Source organism: Streptomyces sp. NPDC006365, from assembly GCF_042870755.1.
GTDB lineage: Bacteria > Actinomycetota > Actinomycetes > Streptomycetales > Streptomycetaceae > Streptomyces > Streptomyces xiangluensis.
Genome location: NZ_JBIAHS010000013.1, coordinates 113,168 through 132,921 on the forward strand (window position 1 = coordinate 113,168; position 19,754 = coordinate 132,921).

Annotated in this window: 17 protein-coding genes; 7 read left to right on the forward strand and 10 right to left on the reverse strand. The window is 69.2% G+C overall.

Features of this window, described 5'->3' with window-relative positions; translation table 11 throughout:
- Nucleotides 1-58 precede the first annotated feature (58 nt).
- On the reverse strand, nt 59-1,186 hold the full coding sequence (locus ACFYO0_RS30505; RefSeq protein ID WP_388682454.1) for a glycoside hydrolase family 76 protein: 1,128 nt from the start codon (nt 1,184-1,186) through the stop codon (nt 59-61).
- A 189-nt stretch (nt 1,187-1,375) separates the two neighbouring features.
- Nucleotides 1,376-2,164, reverse strand: coding sequence for a DeoR/GlpR family DNA-binding transcription regulator (locus ACFYO0_RS30510; RefSeq protein ID WP_388682456.1), 789 nt, complete (start codon nt 2,162-2,164; stop codon nt 1,376-1,378).
- A 126-nt stretch (nt 2,165-2,290) separates the two neighbouring features.
- Here ACFYO0_RS30510 and ACFYO0_RS30515 point away from each other — a divergent pair, with 126 nt between their 5' ends.
- The 5 genes from ACFYO0_RS30515 (at nt 2,291) to argF (ending at nt 9,339) form a co-directional block, all read left to right on the forward strand.
- Nucleotides 2,291-2,431, forward strand: coding sequence for a hypothetical protein (locus ACFYO0_RS30515; protein ID WP_388682458.1), 141 nt, complete (start codon nt 2,291-2,293; stop codon nt 2,429-2,431).
- 291 nt (nt 2,432-2,722) lie between these two features.
- The gene (locus tag ACFYO0_RS30520; protein WP_388682460.1) at nt 2,723-4,198 is read left to right on the forward strand and encodes a 3' terminal RNA ribose 2'-O-methyltransferase Hen1; all 1,476 of its coding nucleotides are present in this window, start codon (nt 2,723-2,725) and stop codon (nt 4,196-4,198) included.
- A complete protein-coding gene (locus tag ACFYO0_RS30525) occupies nt 4,195-6,762 on the forward strand; it encodes a polynucleotide kinase-phosphatase (RefSeq protein WP_388682463.1) in 2,568 nt (855 codons plus the stop codon). Before ACFYO0_RS30520 ends, ACFYO0_RS30525 begins: the two co-directional genes overlap by 4 nt.
- A gap of 221 nt (nt 6,763-6,983) precedes the next feature.
- Nucleotides 6,984-8,207 (forward strand): arginine deiminase, encoded by a 1,224-nt coding sequence (locus ACFYO0_RS30530; RefSeq protein WP_388682466.1) that lies wholly within the window; start codon nt 6,984-6,986, stop codon nt 8,205-8,207.
- 124 nt (nt 8,208-8,331) lie between these two features.
- Nucleotides 8,332-9,339 (forward strand): ornithine carbamoyltransferase, encoded by a 1,008-nt coding sequence (gene argF / locus ACFYO0_RS30535; protein WP_388682468.1) that lies wholly within the window; start codon nt 8,332-8,334, stop codon nt 9,337-9,339.
- An 11-nt stretch (nt 9,340-9,350) separates the two neighbouring features.
- Here the strand turns inward: argF and ACFYO0_RS30540 are convergent, their stop codons facing one another.
- Nucleotides 9,351-9,803: an ATP-binding protein gene (locus ACFYO0_RS30540; protein ID WP_388682469.1), complete on the reverse strand. Its 453-nt coding sequence runs from the start codon at nt 9,801-9,803 to the stop codon at nt 9,351-9,353.
- Between the two features lie 377 nt (nt 9,804-10,180).
- Here ACFYO0_RS30540 and ACFYO0_RS30545 point away from each other — a divergent pair, with 377 nt between their 5' ends.
- Entirely contained in the window at nt 10,181-11,008 is an 828-nt protein-coding gene (locus ACFYO0_RS30545) for an enoyl-CoA hydratase family protein (protein ID WP_388682471.1), read from the forward strand.
- The gene (locus ACFYO0_RS30550; protein WP_388682474.1) at nt 11,005-13,302 is read left to right on the forward strand and encodes a bifunctional salicylyl-CoA 5-hydroxylase/oxidoreductase; all 2,298 of its coding nucleotides are present in this window, start codon (nt 11,005-11,007) and stop codon (nt 13,300-13,302) included. Before ACFYO0_RS30545 ends, ACFYO0_RS30550 begins: the two co-directional genes overlap by 4 nt.
- 203 nt (nt 13,303-13,505) lie before the next feature.
- On the opposite strand, the gene ACFYO0_RS30555 is transcribed toward ACFYO0_RS30550, so the two are convergent.
- From ACFYO0_RS30555 to ACFYO0_RS30585, 7 genes are all read right to left on the reverse strand, one after another.
- Nucleotides 13,506-14,744 (reverse strand): sulfate adenylyltransferase subunit 1, encoded by a 1,239-nt coding sequence (locus ACFYO0_RS30555; protein WP_388682476.1) that lies wholly within the window; start codon nt 14,742-14,744, stop codon nt 13,506-13,508.
- 2 nt (nt 14,745-14,746) lie between these two features.
- A complete protein-coding gene (gene cysD, locus ACFYO0_RS30560) occupies nt 14,747-15,667 on the reverse strand; it encodes a sulfate adenylyltransferase subunit CysD (RefSeq protein WP_388682478.1) in 921 nt (306 codons plus the stop codon).
- On the reverse strand, nt 15,664-16,215 hold the full coding sequence (cysC, locus tag ACFYO0_RS30565; RefSeq protein WP_328768084.1) for an adenylyl-sulfate kinase: 552 nt from the start codon (nt 16,213-16,215) through the stop codon (nt 15,664-15,666). The genes cysD and cysC overlap by 4 nt, the downstream gene beginning before the upstream one ends.
- Nucleotides 16,212-17,477: a glycosyltransferase family 4 protein gene (locus tag ACFYO0_RS30570; RefSeq protein ID WP_388682481.1), complete on the reverse strand. Its 1,266-nt coding sequence runs from the start codon at nt 17,475-17,477 to the stop codon at nt 16,212-16,214. Before ACFYO0_RS30570 ends, cysC begins: the two co-directional genes overlap by 4 nt.
- Nucleotides 17,474-17,908 carry a hypothetical protein gene (locus ACFYO0_RS30575; protein ID WP_388682484.1) on the reverse strand — a complete coding sequence of 145 codons (435 nt, stop codon included), beginning with the start codon at nt 17,906-17,908 and terminating at the stop codon, nt 17,474-17,476. Before ACFYO0_RS30575 ends, ACFYO0_RS30570 begins: the two co-directional genes overlap by 4 nt.
- Nucleotides 17,905-18,804: a sulfotransferase family protein gene (locus ACFYO0_RS30580; RefSeq protein ID WP_388682487.1), complete on the reverse strand. Its 900-nt coding sequence runs from the start codon at nt 18,802-18,804 to the stop codon at nt 17,905-17,907. The genes ACFYO0_RS30575 and ACFYO0_RS30580 overlap by 4 nt, the downstream gene beginning before the upstream one ends.
- An 83-nt stretch (nt 18,805-18,887) precedes the next feature.
- A complete protein-coding gene (locus tag ACFYO0_RS30585; RefSeq protein WP_388682489.1) occupies nt 18,888-19,742 on the reverse strand; it encodes a PaaX family transcriptional regulator C-terminal domain-containing protein in 855 nt (284 codons plus the stop codon).
- Nucleotides 19,743-19,754 lie beyond the last annotated feature (12 nt).

Sequence of the window (19,754 nt, forward strand, 5' to 3'; positions counted from 1 at the left end):
GCTCCGTGTTGCCCCCCCCGAGGGGCGACGCGGGAGTGCACCGGGTCGGGTTCGTGTGTCACAGAACGGCGGTCAGCAGCGAAACCGCCGACTCCTGCCGCCCGATGGTCGCTTGGTCGAACGGTCCGGCCCAGCTCAGTCCGTACTGATGAGAGCTGTTCCGGTCGTTGGCGTAGGCGGAGGAGGCCTGAGCACGCAGGTAACTCCGGTAGGGATGTCCAGTGAGGACGCGGTCGAGTTCGCCGAGATTGCGGGCGAAGATGCCCTTGAAGGCCGCCTGGTCGGAGTTGCAGTCGCCCGCCGCCTGGCAGGGCTCGGTCAGGATGCCGTTCTGTGTGAGGGCCGGACTGGCGATCACCGCGTCGGCGATGGCCCGGCCGTCAGCGATCAGGCTCTTGTCGCCGGTGGCCTTGTACAGCTCGGCGAGTCCGCCCAGGATGACTCCCTGGTTGTAGGTCCAGGTGGTGCCGCCGTTGTTGGCGCAGCCGCCGCCCTGCGTGTTCAGACCGTCGTTGACGAGGTGATCGCCGTTGATCATCCCGCTGTCCTTGAACCATTGCCACGCTTCGAGGGCGTGGGCCAGGTAGACCTTGTCTCCGGGAATCCGGTTGTGCAGCGCCGCGGCGAGCTTGATGTACAGCTCGATGCTGATCGCGTTCTTGTAGCTCTTGGCCGGGATGTCCCACCAGATGCCGCCGCCGCAGGTGTCGTCCCAGTAGTCCCGCATGTAGGCCTCGTCCAGCTCGGCGATGTCGAGGTACTTCTTGTCGCGGGTGAGGTCGTACATGCGGGTCATGGCCAGTGCCCACCAGCCGGTGTCGTCGGTGGAGTCGGCCCTGAACTCGCCTCCGCCCTCCGGCCACCATTCCAGGGGCGCTCGCTGGATGGCGATGGTGTTCTTGACCTCGGGCATGTATTTCCGCGACCCGGTCTTCGCCATGTAGTCCAGAAGCGCCTGGAGGGCGTTCCCCGACTGCCACCACGGTGATTCGGGCTGCCAGCGGCCGGTCTCCTGGTCGTAGAAGCCCATCATCGCGTCCACGGCCGCGGTGGCCCTGGTACGAGCGGTGGTGGGGACGGCCGGAGACGCGGCCTGGGTCGGCACGGCCGTCGCGAGCAGGGACAGAACCACGCCGCAGGCGGTGGCGCCCGCGGTGGTCCACATTCTTCGAGCCCATCTGTGCATGTCCTGCAACTCCTTGTGTTGAGGGCACTGCTCCTTGCGTGGGGGTAGGGGTCCTACGGTGCGGGTGCGGGTGCGGGTGCGGGTGCGGGTGCGCGTGCTGGGTGGCGGAGTGGACTCCTGAGGCGGACTACTGAGGAGTGGCGGCGGAGTACTGAAGGGCGGCGGCGGTCGCCCGGCCGTGGGGCGGTCTCACGCGGTGATCACCTTTCCGCCCGCCTGACGGCAGAGGTCCAGCGTCCGGGGGTCGGCGCCGGCGGTGGTGACCAGGACATCGACGTCGGAGAGCGAGCACAGCCGCAGGCTGCCGGTGCCGGGGAACTTGGTCTCGGCGGCCACCAGCACCACGCGGTCGGCGACCTCGATCATCGCCTGCTTGATGGGCGCCTCGACGGCCATGTCGTCGACCACGTGGCCGCCGGCGCGCACGCCCGTGCAGCTCAGGAACAGCAGATCGGCGCTGATCTGCCGCAGGGCCGTCTCGGTGAGCGAGCCGACCAGGGACTGGTAGTTGCGGCGCAGCACACCACCGAGCATCACGAGCCGTACGGTGTCGTCGTCCCGCAACTCATCCAGTACGGCCAGATTGCTGGTGATCACGGTGACCGGGCGGCCGCGCAGGTGGCGGGCGATCAACGAGGTGCTGGTGCCGATGTCCAGAACGACCACGCTGTCGTCCGCGACGAGTTCGGCGGCACGGACGGCCATGGCCTCTTTCATCGCCATGTCGTGCGAGGCCGCGACAGCGAACGGATCTTCGGTGACGGCTTCCTCCGCCGCGGCCTCGACGTTCGCACGCAGCGACAGGGCGGCGCCGCCGTAGGTCCGGATGAGCTCGCCGTCGCGGTCCAGCAGCGTCAGGTCCCGGCGGATGGTCGACTCGCTCACCTGGAGCCGCTCCGCCAGTTCGCGTACGGATGCCACGCCTCCCGTCATCCGCAGTGACTTCACGATCTTCGCGCGTCGTCTGCTCGATGTCACGCGCAGAAAGTAGCACCGCCTGACTGACTTCGGCCATGCTGAGGACGGTTCGGTCATGCGGATGACTGATGTCGGTCAAAAACTTGGAATGTCCTGCTCGCAGTTGAGCATATTCGGTGCGCCGCCGTGCCTGTCGACATCCGGATGCCGGTGGTGGGCGGCATCGAGGGGGCCCGCCGCATCGCCGCGGATGCGGCCCTGCCCGCGGTGCACGTGGTCATCCTCGCTGACCTCCACGGCACGCGCGTCCGGCCGTCTGGGAAGTGAGCGGCTCACGTGGCATACCCGGGCGACCGCGGATGAGCGGAAAATCCTGAGTATTCCCGCGGTCATTCGCTGTACGTTGTCGAGGCGCGCCGAAGAGGCGCTTCCGTGGCCCACTGGCCGTAGCGCAGTGCTGCTACAACGCTGAGAAGGGGCCAGGAGCAGTGATCACAGAAGCGCGCTCTCTCCTCGCTGGGATCCATCGGCGTTCCGCGCGTGTGCACGCGATGTGCACCGCCATGCACGACACGGCGAGGACCTACAGCTCAGAAGGCAATTCGAGGTGTCACCACAGTGTTCCTGACGATCAGCACCACCGGTACCCCAGAGCGCCCCGCGACCGACCTCGGGTTCTTGCTGCACAAACACCCCGAGAAATCACAGGCGTTCTCCACCTCCTACGGCAAGGCGCACGTCCTCTACCCCGAGGCGAGCGCGGAGCGCTGCACGGTGGCATTGCTGCTGGAGGTCGACGCGGTGGCGCTGGTGCGGCGCGGTAAGGGCAAGGGGCGTGGTGGTGCGCCGGACGCGGCGCTCGCGCAGTACGTCAACGACCGGCCGTACGCCGCCTCGTCACTGCTCGCGGTGGCGCTGAGCGGCGTGTTCTCCAGCGCGATGAAGGGCACCTGCCACGCCAAGCCTGAACTCCCGGAGCAGGCAAGGCCGTTGCGCATCGAGGTGCCCGCACTGCCCGCCCGCGGTGGAGCCGAGCTCGTACGCAAGCTCTTCGAACCGCTCGGCTGGACGGTGACCGCTCAGCCCGTGGCGCTGGACGCCGAGTTCCCGGAATGGGGCGACTCCCGTTACGTAAGCCTCGTACTCGAAGCCGAACTGCGGCTGGCCGAAGCGCTGCGGCACCTGTACGTCCTCCTCCCCGTCCTCGACGACGCCAAGCACTACTGGGTGGCGACCGACGAGGTCGACAAGCTGCTGCGGGCCGGTGAGGGCTGGCTGCCCGAGCATCCGGAGCACAAGCTGATCACCAGCCGCTATCTGTCCCGCCGTTGGTCGCTGACGCGGCAGGCCATGGAGCGCTTGGAACTCGTACGGCTGGCGGAGGCGGACGACAGCGAGGTCGAGGAGATCGACAACGCCGTCGACGAGACGCAGGACACGGATGAGAGGCCGGTACCGCTCGCCGTGCGGCGGCGTGACGCGATCGTCGAGGCGCTGCGGGCTGCCGGGGCGGGCCGCGTGCTCGATCTCGGCTGTGGGCAGGGCCAGTTGGTGCAGGAGCTGCTGAAGGACACCCGGTTCACCGAGATCGTCGGTGTCGATGTGTCGATGCGCGCGCTCACCATCGCCTCGCGCCGGCTCAAGCTGGAGCGGATGGGGGAGCGGCGGACCGAGCGCGTGAAGCTCATGCAGGGCTCGCTCGCGTACACCGACAACCGGCTCAAGGGGTACGACGCCGCCGTACTCAGCGAGGTCATCGAGCACGTCGACCTGCCGCGGCTGTCCGCCCTGGAGTACGCCGTGTTCGGCTCCGCACGCCCGAGGACCGTCCTCGTGACGACGCCGAACGTCGAGTACAACGTCCGCTGGGAGACCCTCCCCGCCGGGCACACCCGGCACGGCGACCACCGCTTCGAGTGGACGCGCGAGGAGTTCCGCTCCTGGGCGGGGGCGGTGGCCGAACGGCACGGATACGACGTGGAGTTCGCACCTGTCGGACCCGAGGACCCCGAGGTGGGTCCGCCCACCCAGATGGCCACGTTTTCCATGAACACAGCCACGATGAAAGCAGCGAAGGAGGAGAAGGCCGCATGACCAGCAATGAGACCAAGGGGCGTACTCTGCCCGTCACCGACCTCTCCCTCGTCGTGCTCGTCGGCGCCTCCGGCTCGGGCAAGTCCACCTTCGCCCGCCGGCACTTCAAGCCGACCGAGGTGATCTCGTCCGACTTCTGCCGCGGCCTCGTCGCCGATGACGAGAACGACCAGAGCGCCAGCGGGGACGCCTTCGACGTACTCCACTACATCGCGGGCAAGCGGCTCGCGGCGGGCCGGCGCACCGTGGTCGACGCGACCAGCGTGCAGCAGGAGAGCCGCAAGCAGCTGGTCGAACTGGCCAAGAAGTACGACGTGTTGCCCATCGCCATCGTGCTCGACATACCGGAGGAGGTGTGCGCCGAGCGCAACGCCTCGCGCGAGGACCGGGTCGGCATGCCGCGCCGCGTCATCCAGCGCCATATCCGCGAACTGCGGCGCTCCCTACGGCACTTGGAGCGCGAGGGCTTCCGCAAGGTGCACATCCTGCGCGGTGCGGAGGAGGTCGAGAGCACCTCGATCCGCACCGAGAAGCGGTTCAACGACCTGACCCACCTCACCGGGCCCTTCGACATCATCGGCGACATCCACGGCTGCGCATCCGAACTGGAGTCACTGCTGGGCAAGCTGGGCTACCTGGACGGGGTGCACCCCGAGGGCCGTACGGCCGTGTTCGTCGGCGACCTCGTCGACCGCGGTCCCGACTCGCCGGGTGTGCTGCGTCGCGTGATGGCGATGGTCGCGTCGGGCGACGCGCTGTGCGTGCCCGGCAACCACGAGAACAAGTACGGGCGTTACCTCAAGGGCCGCCAGGTCCAGCACACGCATGGGCTCGCCGAGACGATCGAGCAGATGGAGGGGGAGAGCGAGGAGTTCAAGAAGCAGGTGCGCGAGTTCATCGACGGGCTCGTCAGCCATTACGTGCTCGACGGCGGCCGGCTCGTCGTCTGCCACGCCGGTCTGCCCGAGAAGTACCACGGCCGTACGTCGGGCCGGGTGCGCTCGCACGCGCTGTACGGCGACACCACCGGCGAGACGGACGAGTTCGGGCTGCCGGTGCGCTATCCGTGGGCGGAGGAGTACCGGGGCCGCGCGGCTGTGGTGTACGGCCACACTCCCGTCCCCACCGCGACGTGGCTCAACAACACCATCTGCCTGGACACCGGCGCCGTCTTCGGCGGCAAGCTGACCGCACTGCGCTGGCCGGAGCGCGAGCTGGTCGAAGTACCGGCGGAACGGGTCTGGTACGAGCCGACGAAGCCGCTGCGGACCGAGGCACCCGGCGGTCACGACGGGCGGCCACTCGACCTCGCGGACGTGCACGGGCGTCGCGTCGTCGAGACCCGGTACGCGGGACGGGTGTCGGTCCGCGAGGAGAACGCGGCGGCGGCCCTGGAGGTCATGAGCCGTTTCGCCGTGGACCCGCGGCTGCTGCCGTACCTGCCGCCCACGATGGCCCCGACGGCGACCTCGCGTGTGGAGGCCCGTGGCGGAGCCGCTGATGGACACTTCCTGGAGCACCCCGCGGAGGCCTTTGCCCAGTACGCGGCGGACGGTGTCGCGCGGGTCGTGTGCGAGGAGAAGCACATGGGCTCGCGGGCCGTGGCGCTGGTGTGCCGGGACGCGGATACCGCGCGCGAGCGCTTCGGGGCGGACGGGCCGACAGGCTCGCTCTACACCCGCACCGGGCGGCCCTTCTTCGACGATTCCGCCGTCACCGAGGAGATCCTCGGGCGGGTGCGCAGCGCCGTCACCGAGGCCGGGCTGTGGGAGGAGCTGGCCACCGACTGGGTGCTGCTGGACGCCGAGTTGATGCCGTGGTCGCTCAAGGCGTCCGGGCTGCTGCGCAGTCAGTACGCCGCTGTGGGGGCCGCTTCCGGGGCCGTGTTCCCGGGCGCGGTCGCCGCGCTCGAAGGGGCGGCGGCGCGGGGTGTCGACGTACGGGATCTGCTGGTGAAGCAGCGGGAACGGGCCGCGGACGCCGCCGCGTTCACCGAGGCGTACCGGCGGTACTGCTGGACCACGTCCGGTCTGGACGGAGTGCGGCTCGCGCCCTTCCAGATCCTCGCCGTGCAGGGACGGAGCCTGGCCGCTCTGCCGCACGACGAACAGCTCGCGCTGATCGACCGCTTCGTGTCGAGCGACGCCTCCGGGCTGCTGCAGACCACGCGTCGGCTGTTCGTCGACACGGGTGACCCGGACTCCGTGCGGGCCGGTGTCGACTGGTGGCTGGAGATGACCGGGCGCGGCGGTGAGGGCATGGTCGTCAAGCCGGTGGATGCCGTTGTGCGCAACCGGGAGGGGCGGCTCGTGCAGCCCGGCATCAAGTGCCGGGGCCGCGAGTACCTCCGGATCATCTACGGCCCCGAGTACACACGTCCGGAGAACCTCGACCGCCTCCGTGCTCGCTCCCTGAACCACAAGCGCTCGCTGGCGATCCGGGAGTACGCGCTGGGCCTGGAAGCCCTGGACCGCCTGGCGGAAGGCGAGCCGCTGTGGCGGGTCCACGAGGCGGTGTTCGGGGTGCTGGCGCTGGAGTCGGAGCCGGTGGATCCGCGGCTGTGACCCGGCCTGTGGGCTTGGTCACCTCAACCCCTCAGGGCATGCAGGGCGGCGCGGCCGGGTTCGTCCAGGCCGCGCTTCTCGACCGGCGCCTCGGAAGGTACGGCCGGCCGATTTTCGTCAAGGGGACGAGAATCCGGATGCGGTCCGCCCGCGCAATCTCGCCCCTGTCACCCCGGCCGATCGGTGGATGAACACGTGTCCGGATGGTCAAAGATGGAGGCATGGGATTCCAAGTCGACTCCGAGGCCGGGCGGCTTCGCCGCGTCATCCTGCACCGGCCTGATCTTGAGCTCAAAAGGCTCACCCCCAGTAACAAGGACGCCCTGCTCTTCGACGACGTGCTGTGGGTGCGCCGGGCGCGCGCGGAGCACGACGGGTTCGCGGACGTGCTGCGTGACCGGGGGGTCATCGTCCACCTCTTCGGCGACCTGCTCACCGATGTGCTGGAGATCCCGGCCGCCCGGGAGCTCGTACTGGACCGCGTCTTCGACGAGAAGGAGTACGGGCCGCTCGCCACGGACCACATCCGGGAGGCCTTCGACGCCATGCCGGCGGGCGAGCTGGCCGAGGCCCTGGTCGGAGGTATGACCAAGCGGGAGTTCCTGGACGCGCACGCGGAGCCGACGTCCGTGCGCTTCCACGTCATGGAACTCGACGACTTCCTGCTCCGCCCGCTGCCCAACCATCTGTTCACCCGGGACACCTCCGCCTGGATCTACGACGGGGTCTCCATCAACGCCATGCGCTGGCCCGCCCGTCAGCGCGAGACCGTGCACTTCGAGGCGATCTACCAGCATCACCCGCTGTTCCGGGCCGAGACCTTCAACATCTGGTCTCAGGGGCAGGCGGACTATCCCTCCACCATCGAGGGCGGCGACGTGCTGGTGATCGGCAACGGCGCCGTGCTCATCGGCATGAGTGAGCGGACGACACCGCAGGCAGTGGAGATGCTCGCGCACAAGCTGTTCGCCGCCGGGTCGGCGACCACGATCGTGGCGCTCGACATGCCCAAGAGACGGGCCCTGATGCACCTCGACACGGTGATGACGATGGTTGACGGCGACATCTTCACGCAGTATGCGGGACTCGGCATGCTCCGCTCGTACACCATCGAACCGGGCGTGGGCGACAAGGAGCTCAAGGTCACCGACCACCCGCCGGAGCACATGCACCGCGCGATCGCCGCGGCCCTCGGGCTGAGCGAGATCCGCGTACTGACCGCGACGCAGGACGTGCACGCGGCCGAGCGCGAGCAGTGGGACGACGGCTGCAACGTCCTCGCGGTCGAGCCGGGCGTCGTGGTCGCCTACGAGCGGAACTCCACCACCAACACCCATCTCCGCAAGCAGGGCATCGAGGTGATCGAGATCCCGGGGAGCGAGCTGGGGCGAGGGCGGGGCGGGCCGCGTTGCATGAGCTGCCCGGTCGTACGCGATGCGGTGTAGAGGCGAGGCGAACACGGAGAGGCCGCGTAGAGGTCGCACAGTAGTCGCCTCAGGGTCGCATAGAAATGCGAATGGTCGTATAGACTTCCAACCGTCCGTGTCCCCGCATGTCTGGAGCGCCCCCATGGCGACAGTCCCGACCGCCCTCGCCGGCCGCCACTTTCTGAAGGAGCTGGACTTCACGGCGGAGGAGTTCCGCGGTCTGATCGAGCTTGCCGCCGAGCTGAAGGCCGCCAAGAAGGCCGGGACCGAGACCCAGTACCTGCGTGGGAAGAACATCGCGCTGATCTTCGAGAAGACCTCGACGCGCACCCGCTGCGCGTTCGAGGTGGCGGCCGCGGATCAGGGGGTGTCCACCACGTATCTCGATCCGTCCGGCTCGCAGATAGGGCACAAGGAGTCCGTGAAGGACACCGCGCGGGTGCTCGGCCGGATGTACGACGGGATCCAGTACCGCGGGGACAGCCAGGCGAGCGTCGAGGAGCTGGCCGCGTACGCGGGTGTGCCCGTCTACAACGGCCTCACCGACGCCTGGCACCCCACGCAGATGCTCGCCGACGTGCTCACGATGACGGAGCAGGCGGACCGGCCGCTGGACGAGATCGCCTTCGCGTACCTGGGCGACGCCCGCTTCAACATGGGCAACTCGTACCTGATCACGGGCGCGCTCCTCGGGATGGACGTCCGCATCGTGGCCCCCCAGGCCTACTGGCCCGCCAAGGAGGTCATCGCCGAGGCCCTGAGGATCAGCGAGACCAGCGGCGCCCGCATCACCTTCACCGAGACCGTCGACAAGGGCGTCGCGGACGTCGACTTCATCGCCACCGATGTCTGGGTGTCCATGGGGGAGCCCAAGGACGTCTGGGACGAGCGGATCGCCGCTCTCGGTCCGTACGCGGTGACGATGGACGTTCTGCGTGCCACCGGCAACGCGGACGTCAAGTTCCTGCACTGCCTGCCGGCCTTCCACGACCTGGGCACGAAGGTCGGGCGCGAGATCCACGAGCGGCACGGCCTGGACTCACTCGAGGTGACCGACGAGGTCTTCGAGTCGGCGCACTCGGTCGTCTTCGACCAGGCGGAGAACCGGCTGCACACGATCAAGGCGGTCCTGGTGGCGACGCTCGCCTGAGCCCTGAATCATCACTCCGCAGGCCTGCGCTGCTGGGGCACCGCCGGCAGCCTGAACCACACCGCCTTGCCGGACTCCGTGGGCCGGTGCCCGCAGGACGAGCTGAGGGCGCGGATCAGCAGCAGGCCGCGGCCGTGCTCCTGCCAGGGGTCCGGGTGGTCGGGACCGGGGCGGGTGAGACTGCCGGGCGGGGCCGGGTCGCGGTCGTGCACCTCGACCTGGCAGCCGGTCGGCAGCAACTGCACGACCAGCTCTATGGGGGCGTCCCCCTTGGTGTGCTCCACGGCGTTGGCCACCAGCTCGGCGGTGAGCAGCTCGGCCGTGTCGCAGTCGGCGGCGTGCTCGATCTCGGCCAGTGCCGTACGGACCAGTGCGCGGGCGACGGGCACGGCTGCGGCGGAGTGCGGCAGCGCGACGCGCCATGAGGCTGGGGCTGAGGGCTCGTGCAAGGCGGGTCCGTTCATGGAGCAGGTAGTCCTGCTTTCAACAATAAGAATAGTACTGCGGTGCCGGGCGGTAACGCCCGGCGGATGCCTTTCTGGACGATCGGTCTGCTTTCGGGCTGTACCCAGGTGAACGGTCCGGCTCGCGCCGGGAGTCCTGCTGTTACGGCGCTGTCGCGCACCCGTGACTCCGTGACTGTTGTGTCGATGCCACGTCTTGTGGCGTATCAAAACTCACGTATCGAACTTCACGTCGGTTCATGTGCTGAAGCTCGCATACCGACGCCTGGTGGTCGGCTTTATCGCGCACTACTGACGACAGTCAAAGATGAGTGATAAATTCATGGGTAGCGCTCGCAGCGCAAGATCGCCGCCCCCGTCCGAGGAGGCCGCACCTCATGAGTCCCTTCACCGGCTCCGCGACCCGCACGCCCGATTGGCAGCACCTGCGCTGCGAGTACGTCGACGGGGTCGCCACCGTCACTCTGGCCCGTCCCGAGAAGCTGAACGCCCTCACCTTCGGCGCCTACGCCGATCTGCGCGACCTGCTCGCCGAGCTGTCCCGCGAGAAGTCCGTACGCGCCCTTGTGCTGGCCGGTGAGGGCCGCGGCTTCTGCTCCGGCGGTGACGTCGACGAGATCATCGGAGCCACGCTGTCGATGGACACGTCCCAGCTGCTCGACTTCAACCGCATGACCGGGCAGGTCGTGAGGGCCGTACGAGAATGCCCCTTCCCCGTGATCGCGGCCGTGCACGGTGTCGCGGCCGGCGCGGGTGCGGTCCTCGCCCTGGCCGCGGACTTCCGGGTGGCCGACTCGAGCGCCCGCTTCGCCTTCCTCTTCACTCGCGTCGGCCTGTCGGGCGGCGACATGGGAGCCGCCTATCTGCTGCCGCGCGTCGTCGGGCTCGGCCACGCGACCCGCCTGCTGATGCTGGGCGAGCCGGTACGCGCACCCGAAGCCGAACGGATCGGCCTCATCAGCGAGCTGACGGAGGAAGGCCACGTCGACGAGGCCGCCCAGGCCCTGGCCCACCGTCTCGCCCAGGGGCCGGCCCTCGCGTACGCCCAGACGAAAGCCCTTCTGACCGCCGAACTGGACATGCCACTGGCCGCCTCGGTGGAGCTGGACGCCTCGACCCAGGCCCTCCTGATGAACGGCGAGGACTACGCCGAGTTCCACGCGGCCTTCACGGAAAAGCGGCCACCGAAGTGGCGGGGGCGGTGACGGTGGCACCGCCCCCGAGAGAGCACCTCCGGGTCGCCGTCGTCGGCGGCGGCCCCGGTGGGCTCTACGCCGCCGCCCTCCTCAAGCGCCTCGACCCGGCCCGCGAAATCACTGTCTGGGAACGCAACGCCCCCGACGACACCTTCGGCTTCGGCGTGGTCCTCTCCGACGAAACCCTCGGCGGCATCGAGCACGCCGACCCCGTCGTGTACGAGGCGCTGCGGGACGAGTTCGTGCGCTGGGACGACATCGACATCGTCCACCGGAACATCCGCCACACCTCCGGAGGACATGGCTTCGCGGCGCTCGGGCGCCGCAGGCTGCTGGAGATCCTGCACGAGCGATGCCGTTCGCTCGGTGTCGAGCTTCGCTTTCGTACGCAGGCACCGGACACGGCGCGGCTTTCGGAGTCGTACGACCTCGTGGTCGCGGCGGACGGCGTGCACAGCGCCACGCGTGAGGCGTACGCGCAGGTGTTCCGACCGCGGGTGACCACCCACCGGTGCCGCTACATCTGGCTCGCCGCAGACTTCCCGTTCGAGGCGTTCCGCTTCGAGATCGCCGAGACCGAGCACGGGGTGATGCAGCTGCACGGATACCCGTTTGCGGCTGACGCCTCAACCGTGATCGTCGAAATGCGCGAAGAGGTGTGGGAGGCGGCCGGGTTCGCGGAGTCGGATGTGCGGGAGTCAGTCGAACGGTGCGCCAAGATCTTCGCCGACGCCCTCGGCGGACGGGCGCTCAGATCCAACAAGTCGGCGTGGACGGCGTTCCGGACCGTCGTCAACGAGCGCTGGTCCCACGACAACGTGGTCCTCCTCGGCGACGCCGCGCACACCGCGCACTTCTCCATCGGCTCCGGTACGAAGCTCGCCGTCGAGGACGCGCTCGCCCTGGCCGCCTGCCTGGAGGAACAGCCCTCCCTGGACGCCGCGTTGACCGCCTACGAGGAAGAACGGCGCCCCGTCGTCGCCTCCACGCAGCGGGCGGCGCGCGCCAGCCTGGAGTGGTTCGAGAACCTGGGGCTCTATCTCGACCAGCCCGCCCGCCAGTTCGCCTTCAACCTGCTCACCCGCAGCCGCCGGGTCACGCACGACAACCTCAGACTGCGCGACGCGCGCTTCACGGAAAGCGTGGAACGCGAGTTCGGCTGCCCGCCCGGTACGCCGCCGATGTTCACGCCGTTCCGGCTGCGCGGACTGACCCTGCGCAACCGGGTCGTGGTCTCACCGATGGACATGTACTCGGCCGTGGACGGCGTACCCGGCGACTTCCACCTCGTCCACCTGGGCGCGCGGGCGCTCGGCGGCGCCGGTCTGGTGATGACGGAGATGGTGTGTGTGAGTGCGGAGGGCCGGATCACGCCGGGTTGCGCCGGACTCTACACCGGCCAACAGGCCGACTCCTGGCGGCGGATCACCGACTTCGTGCACGCACAGGCGCCGGGCGCGGCGATCGGCGTGCAGCTCGGCCACTCGGGCCGCAAGGGCTCCACCAAGCTGATGTGGGAGGGCATCGACGAACCACTGGAGGAGGGCAACTGGCCGCTCGTGGCCGCGTCCTCGCTCCCGTACAAGCCCCAGAACCAGACGCCGCACGAGCTGCCCCGAGCTCAACTGGCCGACATACGCGAACAGTTCACGTCAGCCGCCCGACGGGCCGCCCGTTGCGGCTTCGACCTGCTCGAACTCCACTGCGCCCACGGCTACTTGCTCTCCGGCTTCCTCTCCCCGCTGACCAACCGCCGCACCGACGCCTACGGCGGCCCTCTGGAGAACCGTTTGCGCTTCCCGCTGGAAGTCTTCGACGCCCTACGCGCCGTATGGCCCGAGGACCGCCCGATGACCGTACGCATCTCCGCCACCGACTGGGCCGACGGCGGCACCACGGCGGACGATGCCGTCACCATCGCCCGCGCCTTCGCCGCACACGGCGCCGACGCGATCGATGTCTCGACGGGCCAGGTGGTGGCGGAGGAGCAGCCGGAGTACGGCCGCTCCTACCAGACGCCGTACGCCGACCGGATCCGCAACGAGACGGGAATCCCGGTGATCGCGGTGGGCGCGATCTCCTCCTGGGACGACGTCAACTCCCTGATCCTGGCGGGCCGCACCGACCTCTGCGCTCTGGCGCGGCCCCACCTGTACGACCCCCACTGGACGCTGCACGCGGCGGCGGAACAGGGCTACGCCGGGCCGGGCGTCAGCTGGCCCTCTCCGTATCGGGCGGGCAGCCGACGCCCGCAGACGGGCCGCACGGATGCGCCGAAGCCGCGGCTTTCGCTGGGGAGCTGAGCGAAAGTCCCCAGCCTGCGCCCTCCAGGGTGGGGGTTCGAATTCGTCGGCGAGTGCGGGTCGTCTGCGGCTGGTCGCTCCCCCACTCTCGGCTTCTCCCCACTCTCGGCTCCGCTCGAGCGGGGGGACCCCATGAGCGGGGGGACCCCATGAGCGGGGACCCCCATCGCGGCGGAGCCGCGAATTGACACAGCCTCGCGCCCCTATCGGGGCCCGAGTTCCGCCATCCCCGCCGTCAACGTCGCCCCATCCGCCGGATCGACCAGGAGAAACGCCCCCGTACGACGGGAAACCGCATAGTCGTCCAGCGCCAGCGGCTCCGCCGTGCGCAGCCTGACGCGGCCCAGGTCGTTCGCGGCCAACTCGGGCGCCCCGCCCAGGTCCTTCACGAGCGCCTTCACCGTCCGCGTCGTATGCCGGACCAGCACCCGGTCACCCACCCGCAACGGCCGGTCGGCCAGATGGCATGCGTTCGCCGAGACATCCTGCGTCAGCGCGGGCGCATCCGTCCCGGTCGTGAGCATGTCGCCGCGAGAGACATCGCGCTGGTCGGCCAGGCGCACGGTCAGCGACTGCGGGGCGTAGGCGACGTCCGCTTCCTCGCCGAGCACGTCGAGGCCCGTGATCGTGGACGTCTCGCCGGAGGGATGCACCGTCACACGGTCGCCGACGCGTAGCGAGCCGGACGCCAACTGGCCCGCGTAGTAGCGGACTTCGTCGTGCCGGATCACGTACTGGACGGGGAACCGGGCCGGTTCGCACGCCACGTCGCTGCCCACCGGCACCGTCTCCAGGTGCTCCAGGAGCGCCGGACCCGCGTACCAGCCCATACGCGTCGAGCGGTCCACCACGTTGTCGCCGACCAGGGCCGACACCGGGATCGGTGTGAAGCCGGGCAGGCCCAACTCGGCGGCGTGGCCCGCGAAGTCCGCGACGATCCGGTCGAACTCCTGCTCCTCGTAGCCGACGAGGTCCATCTTGTTGACGGCCAGGACGATGTGCGGCACCCGGAGCAGGGCCGCGATCGCGGCGTGCCGGCGGGTCTGCTCGACGACGCCGTTGCGGGCGTCGACCAGGATGACCGTCAGCTCGGCGGTGGAGGCGCCGGTGACCATGTTGCGGGTGTACTGCACATGGCCGGGGGTGTCGGCGAGGATGAACCGGCGGCGGGGCGTGGCGAAGTAGCGGTACGCCACGTCGATGGTGATGCCCTGCTCGCGCTCGGCCCGCAGCCCGTCGGTGAGCAGCGCCAGGTCGGGCGCCTGCTGCCCCCGGCTCTGGGAGAAGCGCTCCACAGCCTCCAACTGGTCCGCGAGAACGGACTTGGAGTCGTGCAGCAGCCGTCCGACGAGCGTCGACTTGCCGTCGTCGACGGACCCCGCGGTCGCGAACCGCAGCGTGTCCGTAGTGGTCCCGACAAAAGGATCGATGGTGCTGGTCACGGCTAGAAGTACCCCTCGCGCTTGCGGTCTTCCATCGCGGCCTCGGACAACTTGTCGTCCGCGCGGGTCGCGCCCCGCTCGGTGAGCCGGGAGGCGGCGATCTCCGCGATGACGTCCTTCAGGGTCACCGCGTCCGAATCCACCGCGCCCGTACAGGACATGTCGCCCACCGTGCGGTAACGGACCTGCCGCTTCTCGACCTTCTCGTCCTCGCGAGGGCCGCCCCAGTCGCCGGCGGTCAGCCACATGCCGCTGCGCTGGAACACCTCACGCTGGTGCGCGAAGTAGATCTGCGGGAGTTCGATCTTCTCTCGGGCGATGTACTGCCAGACGTCCAGCTCGGTCCAGTTGCTGAGCGGGAAGACGCGGACGTGCTCGCCGGGCGCGTGGCGGCCGTTGTACAGGTTCCACAGCTCGGGCCGCTGCCGGCGCGGGTCCCACTGGGAGAACTCGTCGCGCAGCGAGAACACCCGCTCCTTGGCCCGGGCCTTCTCCTCGTCCCGGCGCCCGCCGCCGAACACGGCGTCGAACCGCTCGGTCTGGATCTTCTCGGTGAGCGGTACGGTCTGCAGCGGATTGCGCGTCCCGTCCGGCCGCTCGCGCAGCTTGCCGGCGTCGATGTAGTCCTGCACGGAGGCCACATGCAGCCGCAGCCCGTGCTCGGCGACCACCCGGTCCCGGTACTCGATGACCTCGGGGAAGTTGTGCCCGGTGTCCACATGCAGCAGCGAGAAGGGAACCGCCGCCGGGGCGAACGCCTTCAGCGCCAGATGCAGCATGACGATGGAGTCCTTGCCGCCGGAGAACAGGATCACCGGCCGCTCGAACTCGCCCGCCACCTCACGGAAGATGTGCACACCCTCCGACTCCAGGGCATCCAGATGGGAGAGCGCGTACGCACGCTCGGCGCTCACGGAGGTCATACGAGCCCCCTCTCTGCCAGCACCGCGTACACCGCGTCCGCCGACTCCTCGGGCGTCTCCCCCTGGGTCTTCAGCGCGATGGCCGGGTCCAGTGGCGGCTCGTACGGATCGTCGACGCCCGTGAGCCCGGTCAGCTGACCCGCGGCCTGACGGGCGTACAGCCCCTTGACGTCGCGCTCGGCGCACACCTCCACGGGAGTGGCGACATGCACCTCGATGTATGGCGTCCCGCTTGCCTCGTGCCGCTTGCGCACCGCCTCGCGGCTGTCCGCGTACGGCGCGATGACCGGCACCACCGCCAGCACGCCGTTGCGTGCGAGGACTTCGGCGACCAGGCCGATGCGCTGCACGTTGGTGTTGCGGTCCTCGCGGGAGAAGCCGAGTCCCGCGGAGAGGAAGCGGCGGATCTCGTCGCCGTCGAGCACCTCCACGCGATGGTTCTCGGAGCGCAGCCGGCCGGCGAGAATGCGGGCGATCGTGGTCTTGCCCGCGCTCGGCAGCCCGGTGAGCCAGATCGTGGCTCCCTGAGCCTTTGCCGTGTGGGTCATACGCGCAGTCCTTTCGCGGCGCCGGCGGTGCCGAGCCGTTGTTCGTGGAGTTCGGTGAACAGGGCTTCCCAGCGCGGGTGTACGGCGTCCGGGCCGTACGAGGCGGCCGTCAGCACGGCCGCGACGCCCATCTCCGAACGCAGCGACTCGTCGGCCATCAGCTTGGCCATGGCCTGGGCGAGCGCGTCCGGGTCCTCCGGCGGAACCAGCAGCCCGTCCACTCCGTGCGTCAACACATCGGAGGGCCCGGTCGGGCAGTCGAAGCTCACCACGGGCAGCGCGTGGCTCATCGCCTCGATCATCACCATGGGCAGGCCCTCGAAGCGTGAACTGAGCACGTAGAACGAGGCCTTGGCGAGTTCGTCGTCCAGCCGGTCGGTGTGGCCCATCAGGAACACATGGTTGTAGAGGTGATGCTCCTCGATGAGGGCCCGCAGCTCGGCCTTCTTCTCACCGCTGCCGTAGATCCTCAACTGCCATTCGGGGTACGTCTCGACGAGCTTCGACCATGCCTCGATGAGCATGTCGAAGCCCTTCTGCGGGAAAAGCCGCCCGGCCGCCACGGCGATCTTCGCGTGATGGTCGGAGGGGATCTGGTCGAGCGAGTGCACGGCGTTGGGGATGCGTACGACCCTGGTGCCGGGCAGCAGTTGCTCGTACTCCTGGCGGTCCCGTTCGGTCAGGACGGCGACCGCGTCGAAGCTCGGATAGGTCTCCCGGATGCGCTGTTGCACATCACGTTTGTGCGTGCCGTGGTTCATGTGCTCCTGCGCGACACGGACCACGCCGCCCGTCGCGTGCTGCGCGGCCAGGAAGTTGAGCGCGGGCCGGGTGGTCACCAGGACGCCGTCCCGCAGCGTGGACAGGTAGGCGATGAGCTGCTCCTCGACGTACCGGTTGAAGTACCGGTATCCGAACTCGCCCGCGGGGATGTGCTTTCCGGGCAGCTCGAGCAGCCTGCCCCGGCGCCAGTCGTGCCACCGGCCGGCGAGAGAGGACTGCGGGGTGTACTTGCCTTCCCGCAGGTCGACGACCGTGGAGACCGTCACCCGCGGATCGAGCGGGAACTGGATGTCCTTGCGGCGGCGCATCGCACTCACCAGCTCGACGTCCCAGCCCGCCCGCACAAGGGAGTTGGCCTGGTTCATCACGGTGCGGATCGTGCCGCCGCGGCCGTACGCGTGCAAGAGCAGATAGCGGACCTTCGGACGCTTTGGGGCCTCATGCGTCGTAAGTCGTGGCGCCTGATTCCGGACTGTCATATCGCCTCTTCCGAACGGCATTCCAGACGGCACTCCAGCGACAGGTTGTCCTTGACCGTGTAGTACGGACGGACACTCCAGCCGCTCAGCCGCTGCTCCGGGAACACCATGATCTTCTTCTTGCCGCGGATGTCGTCGAGCTGCCGCCCGACGCGCAGCTCCGCCTCGCCGTCGGTGAGATGGATGTCCCACTCCTCAACCTCTCCGCCGGCTTCCGCGTCACGGTCGGCGAGGTCGGAGACGGGCAGCTCGCTCTCGAAGCGATCGCCCTTCACACGCGCGGGGTAGCGCAGCCGCCGGTCGGTCCCGCGCAGCACGAGCAACAGCCGCCAGCCGTCGGTGTCCCCCGCGGCCCGGCCGTGGATGCGGCCCACGAGGCGGATACGGCCGTCGCGCGGCCAGACCTCTTCAACCTCAGCGTGCGGTCTCATGACACATAACCCCAGGACATACACATGGGGCGCAGCAGCTCGGGGACCTCGTCGTCCTTCGGCAGCGCACGACCGGCCTGCACCTGACCGGACTTGATCTTGTCGCGCCAGTCGCCGAGCCCCTTGACCACCTGCGAGTCGTCCTTCTTGCCGTAGTCGAGCATCGACGGCTCGAACTCGACCTCGAGGAACTCGCACAGGCTCCGCATCTCCTTCTCGGGATCCGCGGTGATGTCCTCGTAGCGCACGGTGTGGCCGCCGGTGATGTCCTTACGGGCCTTCTCCACGGCCTTCATGTAACGCAGCGCGTCGGCAGCCGCCTCGTCGTAGGTGCGCTTTTCGGGGTCGCCCTCGTGCCAGGACCGGGCGATGGACACCGGGTGGCGGAGCAGGAAGACGAAGCGGGCGTCGGGCCAGCAGTCCTCGATGCGCTGATGGACGAACGCGTTGCTCGGCGTCTTCTCGACCAGGAAGTCCTTGCCCGATTTGACCAGTTCGCGATGGAGTACCCGGTCCCACAGCAGGTGCTCCAGGTCGCCGCGCTCCAGGTCGAGGGCGCTCATGGCGCGCTGCGACAGCTTGCTGCCGTAGCCGACCTCGAGCCGGCGGATGTGTGTCTCGTGCGGGGAGTGGAGTCGCGAGTGAGCGTTCAGGAGCATGCGCAGCAGGGTCGAACCGGAGCGCACGGGCGACATGATGAAGACCGGCTGCCGCAGCAGTCGGTCCGTCGCCAGGTCCTCGGTGGCGGGGCGTCGGTACACCGGCGTGGGCCGCTTCGCGGATTTCGCCGGTGCGGCCTTCGGCTGCTTGGGCGCGGCGGGGGCGGTGGGGGCCCTGTGCACCTGGAGGCCGGTGGTGGCGGTGAGTGCCCGGTTCAGATTGCGCATCAGACTCATGCGTCGCAAGCCTAGGTAAGAATTATGAGAAGAGGCTAGGAGCGGCCTGAGCGTTGCCCGCACTGACCTAAATGTGACACAACTCACGTCGTCCTGGGATTTGTGCAGGTTCCGGACGGCCCTGTCGGGGCGCCGGCAAAGGCGGCGCCCGCGTCCCGCAACCGCTCGTGCAGCGCCTGGAAGACGGCCGCCGAGCGGGCCCCCGGCCAGTCCGGCGGCAGCAGCGCGGGCGGCAGTCCGGGATCGGCGTAGGGGAGGTGGCGCCAGGAGTCGAGGGCGAGCAGATAGTCGCGGTACGCCTCCTCGGGAGGTGTGTCCGGCCGTGTCTCCCAGTCGTGCAGCACGCGCGCGTGGCGGTCCAGGAACTCCTCGTGCTGCTTGGCGATCCCGGCCAGGTCCCACCAGCGCGCGACCGCCTCGGCCGTCGCCGTGAAGCCCAGATGCGCACCGCGGAACAGCTCCACATACGCGTCGAGGCGCAGCCGTTCCAACGTATGGCGGGTCTCTTCGTGGAGGCGGGCCGGCGCGAGCCACACCCCGGGGGCGGCCGTTCCGAAGCCGAGGCCCACGAGCCGGGAGCGCAGCACATGCCGCTTCTGCCGCTCGGACTCCGGCACGGAGAACACCGCGAGCACCCAGTCGTCGTCCTCCGGGGGCGCCGCCGCGTAGACCCGCCGATCGCCGTCGTCGAGCAACTGCCGTGCGTCCGGTGACAGTTCGTACCCGGCCGAACCCGTCGCCGTGCGCGCCGACAGGAGCAGCCCGCGGCGTTTGAGCCGGGACACGGACGACCGTACGGAGGGCGCGTCCACGCCGACCGCGGCCAGCAGCCGGATCAGCTCGGCGACCGGCACGGGACCGGGGGCGAAGCGGCCGTACGCGCCGTAGAAGGTGACGATGAGGGACCGGGGAGTGTGCTGCTCGGACACGTTGATCATTCTAGGTCGTCG

Coding starts and splice junctions, on each gene's coding strand:
- ACFYO0_RS30505 (WP_388682454.1), bottom strand. CDS start 1,186: ATGCACAGATGGGCTCGAAGAATGTGGACCACCGCGGGCGCCACCGCC.
- ACFYO0_RS30525 (WP_388682463.1), top strand. CDS start 4,195: ATGACCAGCAATGAGACCAAGGGGCGTACTCTGCCCGTCACCGACCTC.
- ACFYO0_RS30530 (WP_388682466.1), top strand. CDS start 6,984: ATGGGATTCCAAGTCGACTCCGAGGCCGGGCGGCTTCGCCGCGTCATC.
- argF (WP_388682468.1), top strand. CDS start 8,332: ATGGCGACAGTCCCGACCGCCCTCGCCGGCCGCCACTTTCTGAAGGAG.
- ACFYO0_RS30540 (WP_388682469.1), bottom strand. CDS start 9,803: ATGAACGGACCCGCCTTGCACGAGCCCTCAGCCCCAGCCTCATGGCGC.
- ACFYO0_RS30545 (WP_388682471.1), top strand. CDS start 10,181: ATGAGTCCCTTCACCGGCTCCGCGACCCGCACGCCCGATTGGCAGCAC.
- cysD (WP_388682478.1), bottom strand. CDS start 15,667: ATGACCTCCGTGAGCGCCGAGCGTGCGTACGCGCTCTCCCATCTGGAT.
- cysC (WP_328768084.1), bottom strand. CDS start 16,215: ATGACCCACACGGCAAAGGCTCAGGGAGCCACGATCTGGCTCACCGGG.
- ACFYO0_RS30570 (WP_388682481.1), bottom strand. CDS start 17,477: ATGACAGTCCGGAATCAGGCGCCACGACTTACGACGCATGAGGCCCCA.
- ACFYO0_RS30575 (WP_388682484.1), bottom strand. CDS start 17,908: ATGAGACCGCACGCTGAGGTTGAAGAGGTCTGGCCGCGCGACGGCCGT.
- ACFYO0_RS30580 (WP_388682487.1), bottom strand. CDS start 18,804: ATGAGTCTGATGCGCAATCTGAACCGGGCACTCACCGCCACCACCGGC.
- ACFYO0_RS30585 (WP_388682489.1), bottom strand. CDS start 19,742: ATGATCAACGTGTCCGAGCAGCACACTCCCCGGTCCCTCATCGTCACC.